General features: G+C 62.8%; 12 protein-coding genes. 2 read left to right on the top strand and 10 right to left on the bottom strand.

Features of this window, described 5'->3' with window-relative positions:
• Positions 1-17: 17 nt before the first annotated feature.
• The 3 genes from D1223_RS04945 to mutS all read right to left on the bottom strand — a co-directional run bounded on the left by D1223_RS04945 (position 18) and on the right by mutS (position 5995).
• Entirely contained in the window at positions 18-1829 is a 1812-nt protein-coding gene (locus D1223_RS04945) for an SLC13 family permease (RefSeq protein WP_119375331.1), read from the bottom strand.
• 121 nt (positions 1830-1950) lie between these two features.
• Positions 1951-2838 carry a LysR family transcriptional regulator gene (locus tag D1223_RS04940; protein ID WP_158588408.1) on the bottom strand — a complete coding sequence of 296 codons (888 nt, stop codon included), beginning with the start codon at positions 2836-2838 and terminating at the stop codon, positions 1951-1953.
• A gap of 487 nt (positions 2839-3325) precedes the next feature.
• Entirely contained in the window at positions 3326-5995 is a 2670-nt protein-coding gene (gene mutS / locus D1223_RS04930) for a DNA mismatch repair protein MutS (RefSeq protein ID WP_233353047.1), read from the bottom strand.
• Positions 5996-6148: 153 nt separating this feature from the next.
• Between mutS and D1223_RS19205 the strand changes: the two genes are divergently transcribed.
• Positions 6149-8437, top strand: coding sequence for an NADP-dependent malic enzyme (locus D1223_RS19205; RefSeq protein ID WP_119375328.1), 2289 nt, complete (start codon positions 6149-6151; stop codon positions 8435-8437).
• 23 nt (positions 8438-8460) lie between these two features.
• On the opposite strand, the gene D1223_RS04920 is transcribed toward D1223_RS19205, so the two are convergent.
• From D1223_RS04920 to D1223_RS04895, 6 genes are all read right to left on the bottom strand, one after another.
• Positions 8461-9894, bottom strand: coding sequence for an AmpG family muropeptide MFS transporter (locus D1223_RS04920; RefSeq protein ID WP_119375327.1), 1434 nt, complete (start codon positions 9892-9894; stop codon positions 8461-8463).
• On the bottom strand, positions 9891-11363 hold the full coding sequence (locus D1223_RS04915; protein ID WP_119375326.1) for a response regulator: 1473 nt from the start codon (positions 11361-11363) through the stop codon (positions 9891-9893). Before D1223_RS04915 ends, D1223_RS04920 begins: the two co-directional genes overlap by 4 nt.
• Before the next feature lie 54 nt (positions 11364-11417).
• Positions 11418-12977 (bottom strand): YifB family Mg chelatase-like AAA ATPase, encoded by a 1560-nt coding sequence (locus D1223_RS04910; protein WP_119375325.1) that lies wholly within the window; start codon positions 12975-12977, stop codon positions 11418-11420.
• A 90-nt stretch (positions 12978-13067) separates the two neighbouring features.
• Positions 13068-13433 (bottom strand): hypothetical protein, encoded by a 366-nt coding sequence (locus tag D1223_RS04905; protein WP_119375324.1) that lies wholly within the window; start codon positions 13431-13433, stop codon positions 13068-13070.
• A gap of 27 nt (positions 13434-13460) precedes the next feature.
• Positions 13461-14411 (bottom strand): glutathione synthase, encoded by a 951-nt coding sequence (gshB, locus tag D1223_RS04900; RefSeq protein WP_119375323.1) that lies wholly within the window; start codon positions 14409-14411, stop codon positions 13461-13463.
• Positions 14412-14554: 143 nt separating this feature from the next.
• A complete protein-coding gene (locus D1223_RS04895) occupies positions 14555-15073 on the bottom strand; it encodes a fasciclin domain-containing protein (protein ID WP_119375322.1) in 519 nt (172 codons plus the stop codon).
• A 189-nt stretch (positions 15074-15262) separates the two neighbouring features.
• On the opposite strand from D1223_RS04895, the gene D1223_RS04890 reads away from it, so the two are divergent.
• A complete protein-coding gene (locus tag D1223_RS04890) occupies positions 15263-16135 on the top strand; it encodes an META domain-containing protein (protein ID WP_158586528.1) in 873 nt (290 codons plus the stop codon).
• Positions 16136-16141: 6 nt separating this feature from the next.
• Here the strand turns inward: D1223_RS04890 and D1223_RS04885 are convergent, their stop codons facing one another.
• On the bottom strand, positions 16142-16777 hold the full coding sequence (locus tag D1223_RS04885; protein ID WP_119375320.1) for a BON domain-containing protein: 636 nt from the start codon (positions 16775-16777) through the stop codon (positions 16142-16144).
• Positions 16778-16792: the final 15 nt, after the last annotated feature.

Here is a 16792-nt window from a genome sequence, read left to right as displayed (position 1 = left end):
CCTGTCCGGCCGGGCGCTCAGGCCAGTGGCCAGAAAGCCGGGATGACCAGCATCGATACGGCAAAGAAAAGCAGGTTCAGCGGCAGGCCCACCAAGGCGAAGTCGGTGAACTTGTAACCGCCAGCCGTGTAGACCAGCGTATTGGTCTGATAGCCGATAGGCGTGGCAAAGCTTGCGCTGGCCGCAAACATGACCGCGACGACGAAGGGCCTTGCATCCACGCCAAGGCTTGCCGCGAGCCCGATGGCGATCGGCGTCATCAGGATGGCGGTGGCATTGTTGCTCACAAATTCGGTCAGCACCGAGGTGATGAGGTAGACCGCCGCCAGGGTGACAAGCGGGGGCAGGTGACCGATCTGGCCGGCTATGCCATCGACAAGGAAAGCTGCCGCGCCTGTCGTCTCAAGCGCCTTGCCCACGGCGAGCATGCCGAAGATCAGCATCAGGATCTCCCACTGGATCGACTTGTAGGCCTCCTGGTGGTCGAGACAGCCGAGGGCAATGACGCCGGCCGCCGCAATCAGGGCCAGCCCGGCAATCGGCATCACGCCAAAGGCAGCAAGGATCATCACGAGAGCGACAGCTCCGATCGCGATCGGGGCCTTGTCGCGCCGGATGGGGCGGTCTTCGGTCTCCGTTAGATTGGACAGCATGCCATCATCGAACATCTGGCGAAGGCCGGCAGGCGGACCTTCTACCAGCACCGTATCGCCGATGTCGAAGCGGATATTCTTGCCGCCCAGCCCGATATTCTCCCCGCGCCGATGGATGGCGATGGCATAGACACCGTAGAGACGGACGAGACCGGCGCCGACAATCGGGCGCCCGACCAGCCGCGACTGCGGACCGACAACGCCTTCCATCACCCGGGTTTCGGTCGTCTGAACGGGCTCAAAGGCGTGGGCGCTTCCCGATCCCGAACCGATGGCGACGTCGCCAGCTTCGCGCAGGGACAGCATTTCGGATACGGGTGAGCGGATCACCAGACGGTCGCCGCCCTGCAGCGACAGGGTCGACAATTCGGTCCGGCGTGAGCGGTTCTCGCGCATCACGTCGATTACGGTGAAGCCCTTCTCCGCCGTAAACCCTGTTTCCTTGATCGTCTTGCCGACAAGGACGGAGTCGACCGGGACGAGCACCTGCGCGACAAACCGGCGGGATTTCGTGCTGGGCAGCATGGTGGCCAGGGTTTCGCGATCCGGCAGGAACCAGCGGCCGACCAGTGTCATGTAGACCGTGCCGGCGAGCGCCAGGCAGAGGCCCGCACCGGTAATCTCGAAGATGCCGAACGGGGTCAGGCCGCTATTTTGAACGACACCATCCACCAGCAGGTTGGTCGAGGTGCCGATCAGGGTTGTCATGCCGCCGAAGATCGAGGCGAAGGACAAGGGAATGAGCAGCCGGGCTGGCGATATGTTCACCGACTGCGCCAGCCTGATCGCAACAGGGATCAGGATGACCACAATCGGCGTATTGTTCATGAAGGCTGACAGCACGATGACGACCAGCATGAGGACTGCGATCGCTGCGAACGGGCTCCATGTTTTCGAAAGCCGCACCACCGAATTGCCGACCGCACCGATGACGCCGGTTCGCTCCAGCGCCGCCGACAGGACGAACATGGCACCGATCGTGATCGGCGCGGCATTCGAGAAAACATCCAGCGCGTCGTCTACGCTTAACAGGCCAAGTATGAGCAGCGCCGCCATGGCAAGCAGGGCGACGACGTCTGACGGGATACGTTCACGGACAAATCCGGCGAAGACGGCCACGATGAGCGCGAGGACGAGCGCAATCTGGACCGGTTCTGGCAGGGAAAGGTCAAACATGGGCAACAGACAGGTAAATGGATCCTGTGATGAGGAAAGTATCTGCCAGCTGAATGCAACGCAGTTTTTCTCAGCCGTGATGTGCGTTTATCGAAGGTGAGCGCTTGTGCCGGCCGGCCCGTCAGGCCTCGAAGCGTTCGCGATAGGCCGGTAGCGTTTCGCTGAAAAAGTCCATGGCGGCGCGCACGCGTGGCGACTGGCGGAAGTCAGGATGGGTTAGCACCCACAGCCCCGTGGCCAGCCGGTCTTCGATCAGTCCTTCTACCCGTTCGAGCCCTTCGATCCGATCGCCATAGCAGCATGGCAGGATGGCAACGCCCTGTCCGCGCCGGGCCGCTTCGGCCGTGGCCACAAAGCTGTCGGCGCGAAAGCATATGCGTTCGGCCGGGACATTGCTGGCAAGCCAGACTTCTGCCGGGGTCTGGCCGTGAAGGGACTGAAGGCTGAGCCAGGCATGTTCGCACGGCATGCGGGTCCGCGTGGCCAAGAGATAGGCGTCTGCGGCATAAGGGGCGAGTGTCAGGTCACAGATCCGCCGGCCGACCAGATGTTCGGGCGGGGCATCCGACGGCCGGATCGCCACCTCACTCTCGCGCCTGTCGAGATCGAGGAGCTGTGTGGTCACACTTAGCTGGACCTGGAGGGAAGGGTAGTGCTGCTGGAACTCGGCGATAATTTCGCTGATCCCGGACAGGAAGATGTCGTCCGGGGTGGTCAGGCACAGGACGCCGCCAATATCCCTTGAGACGTCGGTCGTCTTTCGCTCGATACGAACCAGCGCGTCGCCGATCTGTCGGGCGGCCTCGAGAATCGGATTGGCCTCGGGAAGGGGTTTGAGCCCCCAGCCATCCCTTGAAAAGAGCGGGTAGCTCAATTGTGTCTCGAACGCTGAAATCCGGCGCTGGACTGTTGTGCGGTTAACATTCAGACGCCGGGCGGCTTCCGCGACTGTGCCAGTTTCTGCCAGCACGGCGACAAAGCGCAGATCATCCCAGTTCCAACTATGCATCCCCGCAACACGCCGCCGCAAAAACCCAGCAATTTGAAGCATAGACGTCTAATGACGAATCCGCTTCAGTAGACACTTCGAGTTTTCTCTAGTAATTCGCCCTTCAGGCGAGTATACAGAAGCTCAAAGCTCGTATGGGGCTGGCCATTAGCCGCCCGTACATAAAAATTGTCGACGCCGCCCAGGTCCCGTCCCTGGACCTTGTAGAGGTGAACTCTGTAGGCTGGCCCGTTGCTGCGAACAGCGGTCAGTCTAGTCACGGCCACGTTGTCCCCCATTACCGAATGTGGCTGTGAACGGGCTGGCGTCGACAAACTTATTCTGTGCTTAAAATTTTGTTAATGACAAGTCGAATCGGCCCAATTGGTGCGCGAAACCGAAAATAAATTCGCATTTTTCCCCTCACAGGCGAGTGAGATTTCCACAGCCTATCCACAGGCGCGAAATATCGTTCCAGCTTGCCGCCGCGAGGGCTATCTTGCGGCAATCAGCGTTCCGGTGTGCGAGCCTGCTTTAGCCGGTAGATGACATCCAGCGCCTCGCGCGGGGTCAGTCCGTCCGGATCGACCGTGTCGAGCAACCGCGTCAGCTCGCTCTCTTCCGCCGGACCAGGCTCGGCCTGGCTGGTGGCAGCGAAGAGAGGAAGGGTCTCAACGGCGCCCGGTTTCGATTCCAGCTGCTTCAGGATTTGCTCGGCCCGTTTGACCGCACGTGCGGGCAGCCCGGCGAGCCGGGCCACCTGGACGCCGTAGGACTTGTCGGCCGCGCCTTTCTGGACGTCGTGCAGGAAGACGAGCTCATCCTTCCACTCCTTGGCGCGAAGGCTGAGATTGACGGCGTGCTCCAGGTCTTCGGCGAGCCCCGTCAGTTCATGATAGTGCGTCGCGAAGAGGGCGCGGCACTTGTTGACGCCGTGCAGGTGTTCCACCGCGGCCCAGGCGATGGCGAGGCCGTCATAGGTTGATGTGCCCCGTCCGACTTCGTCGAGGATGACGAAGCTCTGCGGTGTCGCCTGGCTCAGTATGGCGGCCGTCTCCACCATTTCGACCATGAAGGTCGATCGTCCGCGCGACAGGTCATCAGACGCGCCCACGCGGGAAAACACACGGTCTGCCAGACCGATGCGGAGCCGTCGTGCGGGTACGAAGAGGCCCGCCTGCGCAAGGATGATGGCAAGGCATGCCTGGCGCAGGAAAGTCGACTTACCGGCCATGTTCGGCCCGGTCACGACGGCCAGCCGTGCCGCCTGCGCACCGCTTGCGTCAAGCGACAGGTCGTTGGCGGTGAAGCCCTCGCCCTCCTTCCTGAGGGCGGCCTCTACAACAGGGTGACGCAGCCCTTCAGCCTCAAAGACTGGCTCTGCCGCGATATCCGGGCGGACCGCGCCGATTTCGTCGGCCCATGCGGCCGAACTGGTCGCGACATCAATGATAGCCAAGGCACGGGCGGCGGCCGAAATCGCTTCATTCTCAGCTTCGACACGGGCGCAGAGATCGCGGAAAAGCGAAAGTTCCCGCGCGATCGAGGCTTCCTCGGCACGCGAGATGCGTCCGGCGAGGTCTGACAGCTCCGCGGTCGAGAAGCGGATATTGGAGGCAAGCGTCTGGCGGTGGATGAACGTCTCGGCATGCGGGGGTTTCAGTAGCGCATCGCCATGGCGGGCGGGCACGTCGATGAAATAGCCAAGCACATTGTTGAACTTGATCTTGAGCGCGCTGATGCCGGTCTCCTCGGCATAGCGGGCTTGCAGCGCGGCAATGACCTGCCGGGAATCGGATTTCAGGGCGCGGGACTCATCGAGTTCGCTGTCCCAGCCTTCGGCGATGAAGCCGCCATCGCGGGCAAGCGCTGGCAGCTCCTCGGCCAGGGCGTTCGAGAGGTCGTCACCCAGTGATTTCAGTGCGGCCTGCCGGCTGGCGTCCAGTGCACGGCTCGCCTCGGCCAGCGGTCCGGGCAGGCCGGTCTTGTTGCCGGCAAGGACCGAGGCGATTTCGGCGCCCTGAATGATGGCTCCGGCAATCGCCTTAAGGTCCCGAGGGCCGCCGCGTTCCAGCCGGATCCGCGTGCGGGCGCGCTCCAGGTCCGGCACGGCTTTCAGCCGCGCGCGGATGTCTTCAGTCAGCGCGGGTTCCTCAAGGAAAAAGGCGACGGCATCGTGGCGCGCGGCAATTTCCCCGGCATCGCACTCCGGTTCGGCAAGGCGCGCGGCAAGCAGCCGGGCGCCCGGTGCAGTCAGCGTACGGTCGACGGTGGCCAGCAGCGTCCCGGCCCGCCCGCCGCGAATGGCGGTATCGATCTCGAGGCTGGCCCGCGTCGCCGGATCGATGGCAAGACGCTGGCCGTGACTGGCGCGGCGCGGCGCGTCGAGCCGGATATCGGCGCCCGCCTGCGTCAGTGAAAGATAGTCGAGCAGCAGGCCGGCAGCGGAATACTCGGCGCGCGAAAAGTCTCCGAAGGCATCCAGCGCCGAGACCTTGTAGGCGGCTTTCAATGCCGCCTCGCCCTGCTTTGGTGTTGCGGCCCGTTTCGGACGGCACGTGATCGGCACACGCAAGGCCGACAGGGCAAGGCGTACCAGCGGGCGGGCCTCGTCCTCCTCGGTGACCAGCAACTCGCTGACCGGCAGGGCGGACAGACGCTCGCCCAGTGCCTCTGGTGGAACCTCCCGGATTTCGAGCGCGCCGGTGGAGACATCGCAGGCGGCAATGGCCGCGTCCGCCCCTCCGCTTGCAAAGGCCAGCGCGACCAGCGCCTGACCCTGGCGTGCAGGCAGGATTGTGTCTTCGGTAATCGTCCCGGGCGTGACGATGCGCACGACTTCCCGGTTCACAATGGCCTTCGAGCCGCGCTTCTTCGCTTCGGCCGGGCTCTCGGTCTGCTCGCACACCGCCACGCGTTCGCCGGACTTGATCAGCCGCGCAAGATAGGGCTCGGCGGAATGGTAGGGCACGCCTGCCATCGGGATCGGCTCACCCTCATGCTCGCCGCGCGCGGTCAGCGTGATATCGAGGATTTCCGCGGCGCGTACGGCGTCCTCGAAGAACAGCTCGTAAAAGTCGCCCATGCGGAAGAAGAGCAGCGCGTCCGGGTGTCTCGACTTTATGTCAAGATACTGCGCCATGAACGGCGTGGGTGCCTTTACGGCAGGCGGGTTCATATGACTATCCGGCATGGTGACATGATTAAGGGATTCGCATAGCAGCGCTGCAATGGAAATAAGCAGGCTGAACCGGGTTGTCGCCCCATGCGGAGCGGCTTAGAGGTGAGCGCCACGACAAACCACAAAAAAAGTATCTGAAGGCACACCGCAATGACGTCCAAGCGCCCGACATTCACGGACAAGGAAGCGCTCGAATTCCACCGCCACCCGCAGCCCGGCAAGCTGTCGATTGCACCCACCAAGCCGATGGCGACACAGCGCGACCTTTCGCTGGCTTACAGCCCGGGCGTCGCCATCCCGGTCAAGGCGATTGCCGAGAATGAGGATCTCGCCTTCGAGTACACCTCCAAGGGCAATATGGTCGCCGTGATCTCCAATGGCACAGCCATTCTCGGCCTCGGCAATCTCGGGGCCATGGCGTCGAAGCCGGTGATGGAAGGCAAGTCGGTCCTGTTCAAGCGCTTTGCCGACGTCGATTCCATCGATGTCGAAGTTCAGACGACCGATACCGAAGAATTTATCACCACGGTTCGCAATATTGGCGAGACCTGGGGCGGCATCAATCTTGAGGATATTGCCTCTCCGGAATGCTTCATCATCGAGAGCCGGCTGCGCGAAGAACTCGATATTCCGGTTTTCCATGATGACCAGCACGGCACGGCCATCATCGCAGCTGCCGGCCTGATCAATGCGTGCCACATCACGGGCCGCAAGCTCGAAGACATCAAGGTCGCGGTTTCGGGCGCGGGTGCGGCGGGCCTGTCCTGCGCCGGCCTCATCCGCCATCTCGGCGTAAAGCCGGAGAATATCCTGATGTGCGACTCGCGCGGCGTCGTCTATGAAGGCCGCACCGAAAAGATGGACCAGTTCAAGTCCGCCTTCGCCGTGAAAACGGAAAAGCGCACGCTGGCCGAAGCCATGGATGGCGCCGACGTATTCCTGGGACTGTCGATCGCCGGAGCAGTCGACAAGGACATGGTCAAAGCCATGGCCAAGGACCCGATCATCTTCGCCATGGCCAATCCGGATCCGGAAATCACGCCGGAAGACATCAAGTCGGTTCGCGACGATGCCATCATCGCGACGGGCCGGTCTGACTATCCCAACCAGGTCAACAATGTTCTGGGTTTCCCGTATATTTTCCGCGGCGCCCTCGATGTGCGGGCCCGCGGCATCAACGAGGAAATGAAAGTCGCTGCCGCGCAGGCCCTGGCCGAACTCGCCCGTGAGGATGTGCCCGACGAAGTAGCCGCAGCCTATCACGGCTCGCGCCCTCAATTCGGCAAGGACTACATCATCCCGACGCCGTTCGACCCGCGCCTGATCAGCTTCATCCCGCCCTTCGTGGCGCAGGCAGCGATGGATACCGGCGTTGCCCGTACACCGATCCCGGACATGGACGAGTATCGCCGCATGCTGGCGCGCCGGCTCGATCCGACGGCGTCCTTCCTGCAGGGCGTCCAGGCGGCGGTGCGCGAGAAACAGCCGCGCATCGTCTTCGCAGAGGGTGAGGAACCGTCCGTGGTGCGCGCGGCTTACTCCTTCAAGAACCAGGGCCTTGGCCATCCGATCCTGATCGGCCGCGAGGAGCAGGTCACCCGCGCCATGCACCAGATGGGCGTACCGGAAGGCTCGCTCGACATCATCAATGCGCGCCTGTCCGACCGCAATCCGGAATACACCGACTATCTCTACGACCGGCTGAACCGTCAGGGCTTCCTGCGCCGCGACGTACAGCGCCTGGTCAACCAGGACCGGAACATTTTCGGGTCCTGCATGCTGAAATTCGGCGATGCCGATGGCATGATCACGGGCGTGACGCGAAACTATGACGTGGCCCTGAAGGATGTGCAGCTCGTCCTGGACCCCATACCGGAGCGGCAGGTCATCGGCATGTCCATGGTCGTCAACCAGGGGAAGACGATCTTCATCGCCGACACCTCGATCACCGAGCTGCCAGTGGCCGAGGATCTGGTCGGGATCGCCGAGGAAGCGGCCAGCTCCGTCAAGAGCCTCGGTTTCACGCCGCGCGTGGCCTTCGTCTCCTACTCAACCTTCGGCAACCCCTATGGCGAGCGTATGGAAAAGGTCCGCGAGGCCGTTGCCATGCTCGATGCACGCGACGATATCGACTTCGAATATGAAGGCGACATCTCGGTCGACGTGGCGATGAACCCCGGCCACAAGCTGATGTATCCGTTCTCGCGCCTGACGGATTCGGCGAATGTGCTGGTCATGCCGGCCATTCACTCTGCCGCCATCGCGACGAAGCTGCTCACCTCCATGAGCCGCGCGACGGTGATCGGACCGATCCTGCTCGGCTTCGAGAAGCCGGTGCAGATCGCATCGCTCGGCGCGACGGTGTCTGATATCGTGAACCTTGCAACCTTCGCTGCCTTCGATATCGACCAGCTGGTCCGCCGCGAAGTCGCCGAATAGGGCAATAAGCGGGTGCGCCCGGGCTAGGCGAAGTCCTTGTCCGGGTGGTCTTCCGGTTCGTCTTTCCGGATGCCTTTCGCCCTGTCTGGCCCATACCTCATGATAAAGATGATGAGGGCGATGGGCGGCAGGGTATAGAGCGCCGTGACGGTGAAGAATCCGGCCCAGCCAATCGCCTCCGAAAGCGGGCCCGAAGTGGTCGTTGCGGCCAGCTTGCAGAAGAAGGAATAGGCAGAGCTGAGCAGGGCGTACTGCGTGGCAGCGAACTGCCTGTCAGCCAATGACGACATATAGGCGATGAAGACCGAGCCGACATAGCCGGCCGCAAGATTGTCCGCGACGATCACGCCCATCAGGGCCCAGACGGTCGGCGTGTGGACTTCAGCACCCGGCGGCGGGGCCACGCCTTGGGAAACCGCATTGGCAACCACGTCAAGGTCAGGGCCGGCTGCCAGCGCCAGCCCTGCAAAAGCGCCATTGGTCAGCAGTGTGATGACGCCGCCGGCGATCAGCGCTGGCATGAGGCTGTAGCGTACGGCGACAAATCCGCCGACAAAGCCTCCGACGATGATTGGCCAGGGGCCAAGCACACCCTGAATCCACCCAACCGTTTCGCGTGAATAGCCGAGATCGACATAAAAGGGGCTCGCCATGACGCCCATGGTGAAATCACTGATGCGGTACAGCGTGACGACGCCGGCAACCGGAAGAATCCAGATGCCGAATTTGCGCACCAGCTGCCAGAATGGTTCGATGACCGCGTCCTTGACCTTCAACGCGAAGGACTTGCCCTCGTCCTTGAGCCGGTCTGCATGCTCAGGTTCGGAAATGAACACGATGACGATTGCGCCGATAGTCAGCATGACGATGGCCATCAGGGCGTAGGCGAAATGCCAGCTCGTTGCCCCGGCGATGACCATGCCGAACCCTGAAAACATGATCGCGAACCGGTAGCCGAGATTGTAGACGGCCGCCATGTTGGCCTGCTCGTCATTTGGAGCAGACTCGATCCGCCAGGCGTCGACCGAAATGTCCAGCGTCGCGCCGGAGAAGGCGAGGACGAGGGCGCCGACCACTGTTGGCATTATGGCAACGGCCGGGTCGGTCGAGCTGATGAGGAAGAGACCAAGCGACGTCCCGCAAATGGCCAGTACCATCCAGCTTCGCCGTTGGCCCAGCAATGATCTCAGGACCGGGATCTTGATCCGGTCAACAGCGGGCGCCCAGAGGAATTTGAGCGAATAGGCAAACGATACGGCATAGAGGCCGCCGATGGAGGCCCGGTCGATTCCAGCTTCGCGAAGCCAGAAGGACAGTTTCGAAAACACCATCATGAGCGGCAGGCCGGACGCAAATCCGAGCACCAGCATGAAGGCCATTGTTGGTTTCAGATACTTGCGAAACGCCGTTCCGACGGTCTCGCGGCCAGGTCCAGCTGCCGGGCTGGCCTCGCTCATGCAGCGCCCGACTGGCGGTGGGTCCAGTTGACGGCGAGGCGGCGCAGCGCATCGGCATCAAGTGGCTTGGCCGCAACGCCATCGGCCCCGGCGGCGCGCGCGCGGCGCTCGATCTCGGGATTGATCTCGGCGGAGATGGCGATCACGGGCATGTTCATGCCGGATGCCCTGAGGGCTTTCATCGCGTCGTATCCATCCATGATCGGCATGCGCAAATCCATGAAGACGAGGTCCGGTGACCAGCTTTCGCTGAGATCGACCGCTTCGCGGCCAGTTGCAGCGACTGTGACTGAGAAACCGGCCGATTCCAAGGCACGTCGTGCAATCAGCGTGTTTACCGGATTGTCATCGGCAATCAGGATGCGGCCATTGTGCGTGGCCTCGTCATCCTGGTCAGGGGCCGTGCTGCCCTGCCCAGCCAGGCGCACCCGTTCGATCAGCGTGGAATGCCGCAACGGACGGACAAGCCAGCCAGCTGCGCCCATATCGTGGAACCGGCTCATCAGGCCGCGATCGCCCGGCCGCATCACGACGAGGGTTGGCGCGATCCGCGTGAGCGCACGCAGTGAGCGCTCGGGCATTTCGGCCGCCGCGATAATCACGTCGGGCTTTGCGCGGCGCGCCTGTTGAGCGTTGTCGACGATCGAGACGCTGGCACCGGCATGCGAGAGGATGCCCCAGGCCGATAGCGTGGTTGCTGTGCTGAGCCCGGCAAAGGCGATCTGCCGGGCCGTTTCAAGCTCGGGCGGCGGGTCGAAGACGGCTTCGTCATGATCAATCGGCACGTCGACACGGAAGCATGCGCCCGCGCCCTGGACGCTGCACAGTGAGACCGTGCCGCCCAGCGTGTCGGAAAGCTTGCGGACAATGGCGAGGCCGAGGCCGACACCGCCATCCTTCATTGCGTCGCCAGCGGAGCTTTGCCGGAAGGCTTCGAACAGGCGGTCCTGGTCCTGCGGGGCAATGCCCGGACCGGTGTCCATGATGCGGAAGCTGAGCTTGCTGTCCTCATAGGCAATATCAACCAGCACGCCGCCCTGCTCGGTGAACTTGATAGCATTGCCGACGAGATTGAACAGGATCTGCCGGATCTTGCCCGCATCGGCGAGGATTTCAGCGGGCACGCCGGGACGGGCGAGAACGCCAAGGTCGATGCCGCTGCCATGGGCGCGCGGGGCGAGCAGTTCGGTGACTTCCCGGGCCAGGCCGGCCACGCGAAAACGCTCCGGTTCGACCGTCAGAGCGCCGGCATCGAGGCGGGCGAAGTCGAGGACATTGTTCAACAGGTCGAGCAGGCGGGAGCCCGACAGCCGGATCGCCTCGGCATATTCTTTCTGGGCCGGGTCCAGATCGGTCTCGAGCAGGAGCGACACTGTGCCCAGAATGCCGTTGAGCGGCGTGCGGATCTCGTGCGTTGTCGTCGCCAGGAAGGCCTGTTCGGGCGAGAGGTTGCCGGATTCGTCTGTCATGCGTCCGAATTACCGGCAAATGACTGACAAATCGCTTATGCCGCAATCCTGATTTCAGCGGGCCAGAGAGGAAGACGACGCGGCGCTTGTCTGGCCCGGCTGCGCGTCGGGCGGGCGGCGGCGATAGGAGAGGGCCTCGGCGATATGCACCCGCCGCACGCTGGTGCTGCCATCGAGATCGGCAATTGTCCGGGCGACCTTGAGGACCCGGTGATAGGCGCGTGCCGAGAGTGCAAGCTTGGCCGCGGCGTCCGACAGGAGCGCATTGGCGCCCTCATCCGGGGCGGCGATGGTGGCAATGTCACGGGCCGGGGCATCGGCATTGACGGCGCGCCGGCCTGTGCCGGCGACGTCACCAAACCGTTCATGCTGTACGCTTCGGGCGGCCGAGACGCGCGCAGCCGCTTCCTTCGATCCTTCGCTGGGTGCGGGCAGCGAAAGATCCATGGCCGTGACGGGCGGAGTGTCGAAGAAGAGGTCGATCCGGTCGAAGAACGGGCCGGAAATGCGGGCCTGGTAGGTGCGCGCGCAGGCGGGCCCACGCCGGCAGGCGCCGTCGCCCGGGCCGCCCCCGCAGCGGCAGGGATTCATTGCCGCGACCAGCTGGAAGCGTGCCGGGTAGCGCACATGCCGGTTGGCGCGCGAAATCACGACGGAGCCATCTTCCAGCGGTTGGCGCAAACTATCGAGAACCTGGGCCGGGAACTCCGGTAGCTCGTCGAGGAACAGTACGCCGTGATGGGCGAGCGAGACCTCGCCCGGCCGGGCCCGGATGCCGCCGCCCACCAATGCCGCCATGGAGGCTGAATGATGCGGCGCGCGGAACGGGCGCTGGCGCGACAGCTGGCCGCGCTCAAGCAGGCCGGCAACGGACTGGATCTGCGAGACTTCCAGGAGTTCGCTGGCCGACAGCGGCGGCAGCAGGCCAGGCAGGCGCTGGGCCAGCATCGACTTGCCAGACCCTGGCGGGCCGCAGAAGAGCAGGTTGTGCCCGCCCGCCGCGGCGATCTCCAGGACACGCTTGGCGCCGTCCTGACCCTTTACATCTGCGAGGTCCGGCATGGCGTCCGGTGGTGCAAGTTCCCCGGCAACCGGTGCAGCGAGGCTCGCGCGTCCGGCAAAGTGATTGATCAACGCGATCAGGCTCGGCGCAGCCAGCGTGCCTTCACCTGCCCAGGCCGCTTCCGGGCCACAGGCTTCCGGGCAGATCAGGCGCAGGTCCATGGCCTGAGCAGCCATCGCCGCCGGCAGGGCGCCGAGCGTTCGCCCGACCGTACCGTCCAGCGACAGCTCGCCAATGGCGGCATGCCCATCCAGCGAATCCGGTGCAACGACGCCCATGGCCGCCAGCAGGCCGAGCGCGATGGCCAGGTCATAGTGACTGCCCTCCTTGGGCAGGTCGGCCGGCGCGAGGTTGACGGTGATATGCTTGGGCGGCAGCGCGAGGCCAACGGCGGCAAAGGCAGACCGCACGCGCTCGCGGCTTTCGCCGACGGCCTTGTCCGGCAGGCCGACAATGGCGAAATGCGGATTGCCTGACGTGATCTGGACCTGCACGTCGACAGGTTTTGCTTCAATGCCTGCAAAGGCGAATGTCGTTATTCGCGCCACCATGCGCCCATACCCCAGCTTTTATGCAAAGCTAGCATGAGGTCAGGAACAAATAAAGAACAAAATCGGATTTTCGCGAATCCGCGGCGCGCCCTAGTCGAGGCGGATGATATCGTCTTCCGGATCTTCCTCAGGCTGAGGGTCAACCACGCCAGGCGTCTGGATTTCCTGGATGCCGCTCAGCGCATCTTCGCGCACAGCCCCTTCCGGAAGCCGCAGACCGCCACTGTCCATGCCCGCATCCGCTGATTCCGGAATGCGCAGGTTGAACTCGCCGGAAGCACCGCTGCTCGCCGGCTGCGTGTCGTTTGTAGGAAAACGAAGGTTGAATTGACCCTGCTGCGGCTGAGCGCTTTCGCTCGTTTCAGCCGGCTGTTCATTCTCCGCGGGCGCCTTTTCAGAGCACGCAACGCCAGCAAGCGAAACGGCCAGGATGGCAGCTAGAACGGTGGCTCTCATATTCATCCTCCCACAGTGGCTTTCCTGTCAGGACTTGGCAACCATCTGTTGCACCACATCGAAGAAGATGGCCGCTGCATCGATTCCTGTAAAGCGCTTCAGTTCCTGAATGCCGGTGGGGGAGGTCACGTTCACCTCTGTCAGCTTGTCGCCGATCACGTCGATGCCGACGAAAAGCTGGCCGCGGCGTTTCAGTTCCGGCCCGATCCTGTCGCAGATGTGGCGGTCTGCATCCGTCAGCTCGACCGGCTCAGCCGTGCCGCCCACATGCAGGTTGGAGCGGGTTTCGCCCTGTTTCGGCCGCCGGTTGATGGCGCCGACCGGTTCGCCATTGACCAGGATGATGCGCTTGTCGCCATTGGACACCGCTGGCAGGAAGGCCTGCGCGATGAGCGGCTCGCGCGTGCGCTCAAGGAACATTTCCATCAGTGAGCTGAAATTGCTGTCGTCTTCCTTCATCCGGAACACGCCAGCCCCGCCATTGCCGTAGAGCGGCTTGATAATGATGTCCTTGTGACGCGCGCGAAAATCGATGATCGCGCCGAGATCGCGAGAGATCAGTGTATCGGGAATGATATCCGGGAAGATGAGGGGAAAGAGCTTTTCCGGCCCCGAGCGGACAAATTCCGGATCGTTCAGCACCAGCGTCTCGCCTTTCAGCAGCTCCAGCACATGGCAGGCCGTGATGTAGGCCATGTCAAAAGGCGGATCCTGACGCATCAGGACGACGTCGACATCGTCGGCAAGGTCGAGAATGGTTTCGCTGCCAAGGATGCCGGGCTGATCCTTCACACGCTGGACCTCGGCTGGCCGGGCCCGGGCGACCACGCGCCCGGTGTCGAAGCTCAGATGCTCTGGCTGGTAGACCCAGAGCTTGTGCCCGCGCGCCTGCGCGCACTCGGCAAGCGCAAAAGTGGTGTCGGCGTTGATGTCGACGGATTCCAGCGGATCCATCTGGATGGCAATGCGCAGGCTCATACTGTCTCCCGGTTCGTCACTGCCGGGCTATATGTGATGAATTGGCGCGCTTGATAAGACATCAGAGGGCTTTCCTTGTCCTGTGCCCATGAAAAAACCCCCGGCCGCGGGGCCGGGGGTTGGGATCATGCAAGCGCGAAAGCCTATTGCGGCAGGATCACGCTGTCGATGACGTGGATGACGCCATTCGAGGTGTAGATGTCGGCTTTCACGACATCCGCGCCGCCAGCGGTGACACCGTCAGCGCTCTTGGTGACTTCGATCGTGTCGCCCGCAAGCGTTTCGACTTCTGTCGTGCCGTCAGCGATGTCTTTCGACTTGATCTTGCCGGAGACAACGTGGAGCTTCAGGATGGCTTGCAGCTGACCGACATTCTCTTCCATCAGCAGTGTGTCGAGCGTGCCTTCTGGCAGGGCATCGAAAGCCGCGTTCGTCGGCGCGAAGACAGTATAGGGGCCTTCCGCCTTGAGGGCGTCGATCAGGCCTGCAGCCTTCACGGCAGCGACGAGCGTGGAGAAGTCCTCGTTCGACGCAGCGGTGTCGACGATGTCTTTCTTTTCATGCTTGTCGTGGCTTTCCATATGGTGGTCAGCATGGGCAGCCATGCCCGCGCCGCCAATGAAAAGGGCCGTTGCAGCAACAGAAGCAAAAAGGGTTTTCATGAGGGAGTCCTTTCTTGTGGTTGATGCCCTCATTACGAAGCCCGAATTCGGCTGGATTATTAAAAATTGTAAATGAAACAAGGCTCTATAAATATGCATAGATTGCTGCCTGTACTTGCGTTTACGATGCAGACCGACCGCTGGATCAATGGCCCGTTACATTTGTCAGATTGCTGGAAGGGACCCGACATGAGGAGAGCCACCGTCTTCTTCACCGCTTGCCTGCTGGCGGCGGCGTGCGTCACCCGGCCAGCTGAGGAAACAACCGTTCCTACAGAACCGGCCGACACGGCGGAGAGTGACACGGACACCGGGGCAGATGTTGAAGACGCTGTCGCGTCGGTTGCCAGCACAACGGCGCCGGATCTCGAGCCCATGCAGGTGACCGGATCACTCACCTATCGCCAGAGAGTGGCCCTGCCCGCCGACGCCGTGGTGAGCCTGTCGCTGTGGGAGCATGGTCTGGCGCTTTACGTACCAGAACCCTTCCATTCGGAGACCATCGCGCTCAACGGCCGTCAGGTTCCGGTTCCATTCGAGATCAACATCGACAAATGGAAGGAAACCCGCGGCACGATGGTCCGGCTGGAAGCGCGTATTGCGGATGCGGCTGGAACGCTCCTCTGGACGAACAATGACGGTACGGCCTTCACCAAGGAAGCCGGTCTTGTCGATCTCGGGTCGGTCAGGCTGAGCCCGGAGCCGGAAGCCGTCGTCACCATGCCGCAGCTGGCGGGCCGGGAATGGATGGTCGCCCGCATCGATGGCGAGCCGCTTCTCCAGACGACCCGCGCGACGGTGCGGTTTGGCGAGGATGGCCGGATCAGCGGCAATGCCTCGTGCAATGCCTTTACCGGGAGTTTCAAGCTGAATGCCGGCATACTCACCATTGCCCCGCTCGCAACCACGCGGAAGGCCTGCGTGCCGCAGCTCATGGAGCAGGAGCAGGCGATCATCTCGGTGCTGCAGACCGTATCCTATGTCGAGATCGACGAGACAGGCCTGCTGACCCTGCAGAATGAGGAAGGCACGCTGATCACGGCCCGGCAGGGCGCGTCCTGATCGCGGTCAGTTGGTCGCCGGTCCGCCGGCAAGCTCACCATTGTTGGCCGTGTTCGACGACGGGCGGGTGCGCTCCGGGCTGATGCGAACATAGGAGACGACGCGTTTGACGCCGGTGACGACGCTCGCGCGTTCGGCGGCTTCGGTAAGTTCCTCCTGGGATCGGGCAATGCCCATCAGATAGACGACACCATTATAGGTCTCGATATTGTAGTTGATGCTTTTCACCGTCTTGGATGCCATGAGCGAGGCTCGCACGCGGGCGGTCACCAGTTCGTCCGCGGCATTGGCGAGAAAGCCGCCCGCCGGTTCGATATTGATCTCGTTGGCAACGTCCTGCGTGCGCGGCGCACTCCAGGCGATATCCTCGGCGCGTACGCGTTGTTCAGGCGTATTCACCCGCCCGGAAAGCAGGACGAGACCCTGGGCAACCTCGACATCGACTTCGCCAAAGCCTTCTTCGCTGAGCAGCCTTGTCTTGATGTCATTGGACAGGGTCGAATCGTCGAGCGCCTGGCCCATGGAGCGGTCCTGCGCTGCTGAAACGCCGACGGCACCGGCGGCGCCGGCAACGACGGCCACACAGCCTGAAGACAGGATTGGCGCACACATGGCGAGCGAGAGAAGGGCAAGTCTGGACATGGCTAATACGTGTAA

Source organism: Henriciella mobilis, from assembly GCF_003576285.1.
GTDB lineage: Bacteria > Pseudomonadota > Alphaproteobacteria > Caulobacterales > Hyphomonadaceae > Henriciella > Henriciella mobilis.
This window is presented reverse-complemented; position numbering and strand designations above follow the sequence as displayed.